Here is a 10,547-nt window from a genome sequence, read left to right on the forward strand (position 1 = left end):
TGTTGAGTCATTACCAGCCCTCGGCGGGTGGCGTCATACACGGTTTCTCCGGCAGCATCGAGCAGGCACAACAATACTGGCGCTTGGGATTTTATCTGGGTGTTGGTGGTACCATCACCTACGAGCGGGCCAAGAAAACCCGTCGCGCGATTGCCGGTATGCCACTGGAGAGTTTGTTGCTCGAAACCGATGCGCCGGATATGCCTCTCGATGGTTTCCAGGGACAACCGAATACGCCTTTGCGTTTGCCCCGTATCGCACAGTGTCTGGCGGAGCTGAGAAAAGCGCCGCTGGCGGATATCCAGAAGCAGACAGCGCAAAACACGCGCACGCTATTTTCTCTGCCTTGAATTCTTAATGATTGAATCACAAGTTATGACGTTCAACAGCACCGCTTTTAAGCAGCAGTTTCCCTTATTTTCTCACCCTGAAAATGCCCAGCTGGTGTATCTGGATAATGCCGCCACCACTCAGCGACCGCAGTGCGTCATTGATGCCATGAGCGATTTTTACAGTCGCTATAACGCCAATACACATCGTTCCAGTCATCGTCTCGCTCGCGCTGCCACCAGCATGGTGGAAATGGTGCGTGGCCAGGCGGCTGACTTTCTCAATGCCACAGTCCACGACGAAATTATTTTCACCCGCGGTGCGACAGAAGCTCTGAATTTGTTGTCGCAAAGTCTGGCAAGAACATTAAAACCCGGTGATCAAATCCTGTTGTCGGCGGCCGAACATCACGCCAATTTGGTGCCCTGGCAGATGGTGGCGAATCAGTACCAGCTGGAGCTGCGTTTTTTGCCGGATGTTCAAGGTGAGCCGCAACTGGATAAATTGCCACAGCTGTTAAATGAAAAAACCAAAGTGGTGTCGCTATCGGCCGCCTCAAACGCACTGGGTTTCAGAATTGCGGTTGAGTGGATTAAGCCCCTGTTACCGGAAGGTTGTCAGCTGGTGGTGGATGCCTCACAACGGTTGGCTCACGATGTGGTGGATGTGCAGGCCTGGGGTTGTGATTTTCTGGTGGGGTCAGCGCACAAATTTTACGGTCCGACGGGCATTGGCTTGTTGTATGGCCGGGCGGAAAGTCTGGCTGAATTGCCACCCTGGCAGGGTGGGGGTGAGATGATCTCTCAGGTCACGCTGGAAGGCAGTGAATACGCCGCAGCGCCCCACCGTTTTGAAGCGGGCACCTCATCGCTGGCGGCCATTGCCGGGTTGGGTGCGGCGTTAACGTTTCTGCAAGCTCAGAACCGCGAAGCCATGGCGACCTATGAGTCGCATCTGAATCGCTACCTCCACAGTGAACTCACTCGTTTGACACAGACCTTGCCCATCAAACTGCTGACCTCTCACACCAATAATGTGGGTATTGCGTCTCTGGTTTGCCGTCCTGAGAGCACGCTTTCGGTGAGTGATATCGCCCATTGGCTGGATGAGCACGACATCGCGGTGCGAGTCGGTAATCACTGTGCGCAGCCGTTGATGGACAGTCTCGGGCAGGCCGGCAGCTTGCGGGTGTCGTTGGCGGCTTACAACAACCGCGAGGATGTAGATGCGTTGATCGCAGCGTTGGAGAGTCTGCCGTTTGAGTCGCGCGATACGCAATCCGCCACGGCGACAGGAGATGGCTGGCTGGGGGATGATCTGAGCAGTGTCTCTCTGGAGGATTTGGAAAAACAGCCCAGTTGGCAGAAGCGCTACCGTCAGCTGACCCGCTGGGCCAATTTACTGCAACCGAAACCGGAGATTCGCAAAGACGAAAACCGGGTGCGGGGCTGTGAATCCGAGGTGTGGATGGTGCATCAGCAGCAGGGCGATCGCCATTGCTTTGCTATCGATACGGATTCCCGCGTGATTCAGGGGTTGTCCGTACTGTTGCTGGTCTTGCTGGATAATCAAACCGCCGAACAGATTCGGGCGGTGGATGTGAATCAAACTTTTGTTGATCTTGGGTTGGAAAAGTACCTCAGTGAATCACGCAGCAACGGTTTTCGGGCGCTGCTGGATCAGATGCTGGGGTATTTGGGATAGAGCCTTCGTCTATCCATGTTGTTGGTTTTGTTGTCGTTGCTGTTTGAGCACAAACTTTTCCAGCGCGCGCGACACCGCCACAAACCCAAAGGTGGCGGTGACCATGGTGGCGGCACCAAAGCCGCCGCTGCAGTCCAGTTTGGTTCCCGCTTCTAATCCGGTCTTGGCCTGACAGGTGCCTCCGTCTTCCGCCGGGTAGGTCATCTGTTCAGTGGAATAGACCGCTTCGATGGAAAACACGCGCTTGGGGTTGCGGGAGAAGTTGTGCCAGCGACGCAAGGTGTTGCGGGTTTTGGCCATCAGCGGGTCGTTGGTGGTACGGCTCAGGTCGCCACTGACGATTTGACGGGGATCCAGCTTGCCGCCGGCAGAGCCCACGGTGAGGATAATCTTCTTTTGCCGCTTGCAGTGATTGATCAGCGCCGCCTTGACGTAAGCGGCATCGATGGCGTCAATCACGGCATCGGCTGAAGCTGGAATCAGCTCATGCAGGTTGTCTGTCTCTAAAAATTCATCAACGGCGTTTACCCTGAGCTCAGGGTTGATGTCCTTCAGGCGCGCCGCCATAACGTCGATCTTCTGCTGACCGATGGTGCTGCTCATGGCGTGGAGCTGGCGATTGCTATTAGTGATGCAGATATCGTCCATATCAATCAGGGTGATCTCGCCGATACCGGAGCGTGCCAGAGCTTCCGCAACCCAGGTGCCGACACCGCCGATACCCGCCACTACGAAGTGGGCGTTGTGAAACGCTGTCAGGGCAGCTTCACCGTACAGCCGAGCTATGCCTCCAAAACGCTGGCGATAAGCATCAGAGAGGTCTGAGGGCTTTGAGAGTGGCGGGTTCTGGTTCATGGCGTATCGTTTGGCTCGGTTGCAGTCTGGATAGGGGGCAGGCGCGGAATTCTATCAAAACCCGTCACCATCCCCTAGTGACAATAAGCTCGACTAAATGGTCATAAAAAACCAGTCTTTAGAATGACTTGGTTGAAGAGAATTGCTTGTGTTTCAGCGTGCCGACGATAGTATGAGCAAATTAAAGCAGTTGGACGGTTTAGGGATGAATATCCATGCCGTTATAGAGATACTGTTACAGATTTACAGGAATTAGCAGAAAGACGATGAAAAACCACCGAAATAGTCCCGCACCGTTATTTGAGCGTATCCGTGATGTCTTTAAACACGGGTTTACCATCGACTGGGTAACGGCCAGCTTTATCTCAATCACCCATGTCATTTGCCTGGTCGCAACGCCGATCGCTTATGTCTACGCGCCCGACGGCTTTTGGCAGGTTATGCTGGGCTGGACATTGATTCATGGTCTGGTAGGCAGCTTGTCCACCACGGTCTATTCCCATCGCCTGGTGTCCCACGGTGCGGCGAAGCATGTCAGCTGGCCGGTGCATATCGTATTTGGGTTTATTGGTCAGGTGATGGCCATGCAAGGCAGCGTACGTCGCTGGGCTGCGATGCATGTTATTCACCATGGAGTGGATCGCAGTGGTAAGCATCAGCTAGACCCCTACAGCGCTACCTGGTTTAAGAGCACCTGGCGCAACTTTGTCTGGTCTCACATGTTGACCTACTTTTTCCATCACCCGGATACCGGGGCTCAGGAGAAGGCCTATGCGGTCAAAAATGCGACACCTCTGGTGTGGCAGGACAAGCTGTATTTGCCACTGCTGGTGATACTGAACTTCCTGTTGCCGTTGGTGTTGGGCTTCTTCCTGACGAATTCCGTGGTGGGAGCGTTGTGTCTGATGGTCGCCTCCATAGGCGGATTTATTCTGGCGCAGCACAATACCTGGACGGTCAACAGTGTGACCCACATGTGGGGCTTCACCAAAGGTGCATTCAGTTCGGCCAAGAACAACTATGTCTGGATGGGGCCTATGGGTGAAGGCAATCACCACGCAGACCATCACGATTTTGCCCGCGATTACCGCAATGGCTTTGGCTGGAGTGGCTGGTTGCTGGATCCGACCCGTTACGTGATTCTGATGTTGCGTGGCATGGGTTTGGTTAAAGGTCTGCAGCGTGCGACCAAGCGTCAGGAGGCGGAGATTATCGCCCGTCGCGAGTTGTATTATGCTCAGGTGAAAACCCAGCCCACTCGCTGGGAGACCTGGGAGTCCAAGCTGGAAACTTTAAAAGCCGAATGGCTGGAAGCGACTCATCAGTGGGAGGCTTTCAAAGCCAAGCGCATGACCCTCAAGAGTATGCAGTTGCCGAAGTTTGAGTTGCAGGAAAAACTGGATGCACTGAAAGCGGAGATGGAAGTGGCGCATCGTGCCATGAGAGCCCGTAAACAGGCCTTCTTCGATGGTATTCACGAGATGTTGGTGATGCAGTGCAATACCCCGGCTCAGATCTGAGCCGGTTCCTGAATTCATAAAAAGAGCGGCTTAGGTCGCTCTTTTTGGTTTCTGGCTATGAAAAGTCTGCCTCTACTAAGCGTTCAACTACTAAGCTGCGTTTTCATCCTGCTTATAGAGCGACTTGCGAGGCTGGGCGAAGACCTTTTCCACCATGGGCAAAAAGAACTCCAGTGATTCGCTCTGATACTCAGGATCAAAGCTGTTCTGATCGTACTGATGACAGAAATGCGCACAGGCCTGATAGTAGGGGCTGTCTTTAAAATTGTCCCGCAGGTTGCGGTCCAGTCCCAGATGGTGGAAAAAATAGTAGCCCTGGAAGATGCCGTGGTGTTTGACGATCCAGTGGTTTTCCTCGGAGACATAGGGCTCCAGCAGGACGGCCGCCACATCGGCGTGGTTTAGAGGCCCCAAAGTATCACCGATATCGTGCAGCAGAGCGCAGACCACGTACTCGTCGTCGCGTCCGTCGCGGTGGGCCCGTGTCGCAGTCTGCAGACAGTGTTCCAGGCGGTCGATCGCAAAACCGCCGTAATCGCCGCGCAGCAACTCCAGATGCGCAATACTACGTTTCGGCAGCTCGCTGGTAAATTCCATCATATGTTCGGCAATGCACTGCCATTCTTCGGCAGTGCTGTCGGTCATCGCGGTAAAGGTTGATTGTTTTATTGTCATTATGAGCTCCGGATTTCAGGCTGCTTGGGTGTCATCAGAGACAGCTTAGGACAGATTCCGGTGCTGAACTGTCAGCTGGATGACAGTTTGAACAACTTACAAGATTGAGCCGCTCATCTGAATCCAGTTCAGTGGGGCAGTGCTCGCCCCGTTATTTCTCAGCTGCATTCAATACTAAACCACAGTTAATACTAAACCACAGTCAATGCTCAACGATCTGGATTTCCTGGAAGCCGATATCGTGAGCGGCTTCAGAGGCGGCATCCAGCGATGGAAAATGGCAGGCTTCGCCTTTGGCGGTGGTCAGGTGAAGGGTGTGCCCCCAAAGATCGTGGCAGTCGATATGCCAGCTGCCGTCCTGATTGTCGGGGACGGCCATAACGTCGCTGAGGCGACCGATTTCGTAGAGAGTGCGCATGTGTGACAAATCCATACATTTTCTCCTGAAGGGTCAAAGCCCATGGTTATTATTGTCAGATGCCTTGTGTGTCATCTGGCAATAAGTATAGGAAGAAAATACGGAACTGGCAGAATCCCTGACAATCCATTGTCGAGGGGACTAGAAAATAGAGAAAATTTAATTTAAATCAGTAGGTTATCGGTTTTTGATCAGGCGAACCGCTGTTCCAGATAGCTGATGATATCCCCGGATTCGTACATCCAGCGGACCTTGCCTTCCTCTTCGATACGCAGGCAGGGGACTTTGATGGCGCCGCCGCCATTGTGCAGCTCTTCACGATGCGGACTACCGGGCTTGGCGTCGCGCAGATCGATGGGCAGGTTCAGGCGGTGCAGTGCCCGGCGGGTTTTGACACAAAATGGGCAGGCGTAAAATTGGTACAGTGAAAGCCCCTGGGCGGCCTGTTCTACCTGCTTTTGGGCATCTGGCGTACGTTTGAGTTTGCGGGGACGGGTAACCCAGTCTATCAGGACAATCAGTCGTCCCAGACCTTCGCGGAGCAGTTTGAGCAGAAACTTCATGAATTTTCCTCGCTGGATGAATCTTGTGGGCGCGCATTATAATGGAAACTCCCTGCCTGCGCAGGTTTGCTCTTTATCCATCGCAGGTTTGTTCCCTATATGTACCTAGTCGAGGTTTATCTAATGCCCACCGCCTGCGCCCGCCACATCCTGGTGAAATCCAAAGCCGAAGCTGAAAAACTGAAACAGAGAATCGCCCGCGGGGAGGACTTCGGTCAGTTGGCGAAAAAGCATTCCCGGTGTCCGTCAGGCAAGAAGGGGGGCAATCTTGGGGAGTTCCGTCCGGGCGAGATGGTCAAAGCGTTTGATAACGTGGTGTTTAAAAAGCCCCTACTGACGGTGCATGGCCCCATCAAAACCCAGTTCGGGTTTCACTTAATCGAGACCATCTACCGCGATTGATGGTTTGTCTTTGGTTGTTTTGCCTTGAGCAGCCTTGCTCCGGGCTGTTTGGATCAGGCTTCGCCTGAAGCCCTTCTCCAGCTACTGCCGGATTTGAGTCGCCACTGAATCTGATAGTCCAATGTCTCTTCGACCGTGGGGCGTGGCAGTTCGTGGCTCTGGCTGGAGTTGCCGCTGGGTTCGCGATCAAATTCACAGTTCACGACCCAGTCGTCTTCCTCCTGGAACACTTCAAAGACCGCAAAGCCATCCCCGGGGAAAAAGCGGCTGCGCACCTCACAATCAATTTCCGAAGGACTGTTGACCGAGAAGGTTTCATTGGCCGCAAACAGGTCGGGGGTGGAGTTCACGAAGGTGAACGGCGAGTAAAGACCTGAACTGTGTACCGAGTAGATGTGCGTCTGAGTCTCAGCTTCTTTGTGGTGAAGGGTGATTTCCACCGCGCTGGAGAGGTGTTCGTCACCGGAGAGAAACACCAGATTGCCGATGTTGTGGTTAGCAATAAAACTCAGCAGCTCGTGCAGGGTAGCAGGGTAACCATCCCAGGCATCCGAGTGGATACAGCTGACGTTATCCTGAGCGCTGTGCAGGCGTCTTGGCAGCAGCATGGAGGGTGACAGGATAAATCTGGGGCGGTCGTCCGTTTGCGGCTTTTGCAGCCACTTTTTCAGTTCATCCATCTGCTGTTTGGAAATCAATTGTGCTTCTCCCACCGTGGCAACATTGTCTGCAAAGCTGTTTAAGGGCACGTCTGTGGAGACCGTGCGTCCCTGCCGTTCTGAGCGGCTGTCCAGCATGAAGAACTCAAAGCCCTGCTGTTCGAAGGTGTACCACAGAGGGGTGTCGGCGAGGTTTTTACCCCGTGGCGTTTGATGCAGGTTTCTCTGAAAATTTAAATAGGCGCGCTTGCCGTTGGCATAAAGCTTGGGGTCTCCCAGAAACCGTTCGCTCTGATCCCAGTCGTTCAGCAGTTCATGATCATCCAGCATGGTAAACGTGGGCAGCCGACGCATCACAGATTTTACCGGGAGTTGTTGCAGCCACTTGTGATAAGCGGCCGTAAAGCGATCGTAGGCATCGGTGGGGTCATAGAGGCCAGCGCTGGCATCGGTGTACACCTGGTCTCCCCCGAGTACCAAAAACTGAGGCGCGGTCTTTTCGGGGTTAAAATCTGACTGATCGAGTCTGGCGGCCAGGCGTCGATAGGACTCATAAGCGGGTATGCGATCCATCATGCCCGGAGCGTACTGACAGGCAGCCATGACAAAGCGGGTTTTGTCTTGTGGGGATTCTGAGGGAATCCGAATCAGGGCATTTTCCAGTTCTGACAGTGGGCGTCGCAGTGTCTTCATGAACAGCTCAATGAAGGCTTCGCTGAATAGATGTGTCTGCAAATAGTGGGACAGTTGCTGATGAGCGCAATTGCCGGCGCTTGATGGGCGGTCAATGACGTCCAGTAGATTGTCTGGCAGCTGGGTGTCGTAAGCCAGATCATCGAGGTCGAGATTGAGATCATCAAGCACCAGAACCAGAATGTCATCCGCCTGTGCAAGATGAGGGGTGATCGGCAATTCGGTCTTTAGCCATCGGTCATGCAGGGGACGAGCCATTTTCACACACAGGTTTTCGCGCAATTGCTCCGCTGTTGGCAGCGTCGATGCCTCGCCAGAACCCGCCTGGTTGGCCAGAGTGATGTACTTCTGGTCGCTGGGGGTGCGGCTTGATTTTCGCAACGGTGACTGGTGCTTTATGGCGACGAATAAAACAAATTCCGGTTGTGGAGTTTGCGCGCAGACACCGAGGCTGACAGGCAGTTTGGGGGTGATGCCCTCTTTGATGTTGCCAATGGTGGGGCCGGAAAAGGGCAGCTGTAAATCGTAACGTGGCGTCGGTGTGTGTTGCTTGACGGTGATGGGTTGTTGCAGGAACTGATGCACTTTCTCAAAGTTTACCTTGGCGTTTTTACCGATGAGTGCATCCTGATGGCCAAATCCGTGCAGAACTTCGGTGTGATAGTCACAGCCGGCGGCGGACATGGTCTTTTCCATGCGTCCCAGAGTGGCAATGTCGGCCAGGCCGTTTTGATCACCGTGTATGCTGAGTGTGGGGAATTTCCAGAACTTTTGCAGTCGCTCACTGGTGACATATTCATTTTCACCGTGGCGATTGGTGACTCGCTCGTGAATGGCAAAGCGGATCACTTGCGACAAGGTCACCATATTCAATGGACCAAACAGGTCGTCGATACCATCGAGAGTTTTCTGGGACAGATTGGCGAGACTGAAGGTACGCCCGTAGAGTCCATCCATGCGGTGTCGGGTGCCGACATAGGCGGTTTTGGCCCAGGGCCGTCCCGGGTTTTCCAAATCAAATTCGCCGTCAGGGTAGGGCAGAGCACTTAACAGTCGATCCAAAAGTCCCTCCGCCGTCGAGGGGGCGTCGGAGCGTTTGAACGAGTAAAACATAAACGGCATCATCTGCTGAATGTAGCTCAGGCCGTAGGCGCGGAAAATATTTTCCGGGCTGAACACCACCCGGGGGCCTACCTGAGACAGAACCGTCTTATTGATGCGTTGCGGCAGCAATTGACGCTCGCGAAAGTAGGGGGCGTCGTTCTTGGGTGGCGCGAGCACCGCCATGCTGAACATGGCCGACCCCATGCAATGGGCGATAATGTCGACTTTTTCTCGTTGGGTTTTTTGACAGATATGCTCGATGGCCACCGGAATGTCAGCAAAGGCCACGTCTTCGAAAGACCAGGGCAGCATGGCGGTTGGCATGCCGCTGCTGGTGCGCAAATCCAGAACCCATACATCGCGGCCGCGCTTCCAGAAATATTGCGCCATGCTGGTATTGATCGAGGGGTGAGTGTAGGTGTTGCCGCTGGCGCTGTAGCCGTGAATCATCACCAGTGGCGGCTCGGCGCTGCTTGGCTGGCGGTAGCGGGTCAGACGCACCTTGACTGGCAGATCGACGGCCAGTCCGATTCCGCGAGAGTCCACCGTCAATTCGGTGATATTCGGTTTGACCACGCCCGGACTCTTGCCGGGTAGACGATTTGGTACGCCTGGTAGTTGTTCATCGGGTTTGCGAAAGCTCCAAAGATGAACATTCAGAATGACTCTGACGAAGAACGTAAAGAAGCTGCCGATATCGGCCAGCGCCGTGGCTTGATCTTCCAGATCGACAATGCGAATCAGCGGCTTGCGGTAATGGGTGATAAAGCGCGAGTCGAAACGCAGGAAGGCTTCTTTCCTGTTGGGTTGGCGAAATCTGGGTTGCAGACCGGGGAAGACATCCAGATACATATCTTCAAACTGGCGCATGGGATTGGCTGCACGGGTATAGCGAATACGTTTGTGTCCCTTGATGTCGAGGCTACTGCGTTCGGGATCAAACCCTTTCAGGGCGGTTGGCCAGCCGGACTTGGGGCGCTCTATGGTGAGCCGGTAGTCAAACATTCGCTGCTCGCCGCCCCGAGAAGCTAGCGCCAGAACATTCTTCAGCTTTTGCACGACTGACGCGGGATTGTTGCCGTCAGCCTGTTTGCTGATCCGTCCCTTGGAGGTGACGTTGGTGAGACGAAGCCAGTAGCGTCGAACTGCCTTTTCTGCCCCCTGGTAGATGTCCCGTGCTCCCCGATTTCGAAGCCAGGGCCAGAGTGTGCGGATAATTCGCTCACACTGGGTGGAATTCTGGCGCCCCATGATTTCCATGGTGCCGTGTATGGGGGCGGTAAACAGTGCGTACTTATCAAAGGTTTCGTCGCTGGCGCCTTGATGAATCAGCGACTGCCATTGTTCCCGCTGGAAAATACGCATCTGACATCTGGGCTCATCTTCACTGCGTTGGCGGCTGACAGTCAGAGTGCGCTTGGTGTCATGCACAAAATCCAGCACCGGCTTGGGTTCAAAGCGCAAGGTAATGTCCACTACACAATCCAGCGGACGTTTGTGGCGATCGGTCAGCGTGACGTTACCTGAAATACGCTCTGTAATTTCGATGCGGGTGGGTTTTACCGGCGGAACAACCGATTTGTCGGCGAAGCGTGGACGCTGTAGGGGCGTGTCATCGGGCTTT

The 10,547-nt window shown here is 54.1% G+C and carries 9 protein-coding genes; 4 read left to right on the forward strand and 5 right to left on the reverse strand.

Going from position 1 to position 10,547, the window contains the following annotated elements; genetic code table 11:
- Together ACTG33_RS14015 and ACTG33_RS14020 are read left to right on the forward strand one after the other, a co-directional pair.
- Window positions 1–350, forward strand: a 350-nt coding sequence (locus tag ACTG33_RS14015; RefSeq protein ID WP_439135848.1) for a TatD family hydrolase, incomplete at its 5' end; no start/stop codon positions are given.
- A 7-nt stretch (window positions 351–357) separates the two neighbouring features.
- Window positions 358–2,034: an aminotransferase class V-fold PLP-dependent enzyme gene (locus ACTG33_RS14020; RefSeq protein ID WP_439135849.1), complete on the forward strand. Its 1,677-nt coding sequence runs from the start codon at window positions 358–360 to the stop codon at window positions 2,032–2,034.
- 9 nt (window positions 2,035–2,043) lie between these two features.
- On the opposite strand, the gene tcdA is transcribed toward ACTG33_RS14020, so the two are convergent.
- Window positions 2,044–2,889 carry a tRNA cyclic N6-threonylcarbamoyladenosine(37) synthase TcdA gene (gene tcdA / locus ACTG33_RS14025; protein ID WP_439135850.1) on the reverse strand — a complete coding sequence of 282 codons (846 nt, stop codon included), beginning with the start codon at window positions 2,887–2,889 and terminating at the stop codon, window positions 2,044–2,046.
- Window positions 2,890–3,155: 266 nt separating this feature from the next.
- Here tcdA and ACTG33_RS14030 point away from each other — a divergent pair, with 266 nt between their 5' ends.
- Window positions 3,156–4,409 carry a hypothetical protein gene (locus ACTG33_RS14030; protein WP_439135851.1) on the forward strand — a complete coding sequence of 418 codons (1,254 nt, stop codon included), beginning with the start codon at window positions 3,156–3,158 and terminating at the stop codon, window positions 4,407–4,409.
- A 90-nt stretch (window positions 4,410–4,499) separates the two neighbouring features.
- Here ACTG33_RS14030 and ACTG33_RS14035 read toward each other — a convergent pair whose 3' ends face one another.
- The 3 genes from ACTG33_RS14035 to ACTG33_RS14045 form a co-directional block, all read right to left on the reverse strand.
- Window positions 4,500–5,084, reverse strand: coding sequence for an HD domain-containing protein (locus ACTG33_RS14035; RefSeq protein WP_439135852.1), 585 nt, complete (start codon window positions 5,082–5,084; stop codon window positions 4,500–4,502).
- 202 nt (window positions 5,085–5,286) lie between these two features.
- Complete coding sequence (locus tag ACTG33_RS14040) at window positions 5,287–5,517, reverse strand: hypothetical protein (protein WP_439135853.1); 231 nt, start codon at window positions 5,515–5,517, stop codon at window positions 5,287–5,289.
- Between the two features lie 176 nt (window positions 5,518–5,693).
- Window positions 5,694–6,065, reverse strand: a complete 372-nt coding sequence (locus ACTG33_RS14045) for a glutathione S-transferase N-terminal domain-containing protein (protein WP_439135854.1) — start codon at window positions 6,063–6,065, stop codon at window positions 5,694–5,696.
- A 123-nt stretch (window positions 6,066–6,188) separates the two neighbouring features.
- Between ACTG33_RS14045 and ACTG33_RS14050 the strand changes: the two genes are divergently transcribed.
- Entirely contained in the window at window positions 6,189–6,467 is a 279-nt protein-coding gene (locus tag ACTG33_RS14050; RefSeq protein WP_439135855.1) for a peptidylprolyl isomerase, read from the forward strand.
- Between the two features lie 53 nt (window positions 6,468–6,520).
- Here ACTG33_RS14050 and ACTG33_RS14055 read toward each other — a convergent pair.
- Window positions 6,521–10,547 (reverse strand): alpha/beta fold hydrolase (locus ACTG33_RS14055; RefSeq protein ID WP_439135856.1); only part of this gene is annotated, 4,027 nt, incomplete at its 5' end.

Origin of the sequence: Pseudomaricurvus sp., from assembly GCF_965662505.1 — a bacterium.
Classification (GTDB): domain Bacteria; phylum Pseudomonadota; class Gammaproteobacteria; order Pseudomonadales; family Cellvibrionaceae; genus Pseudomaricurvus.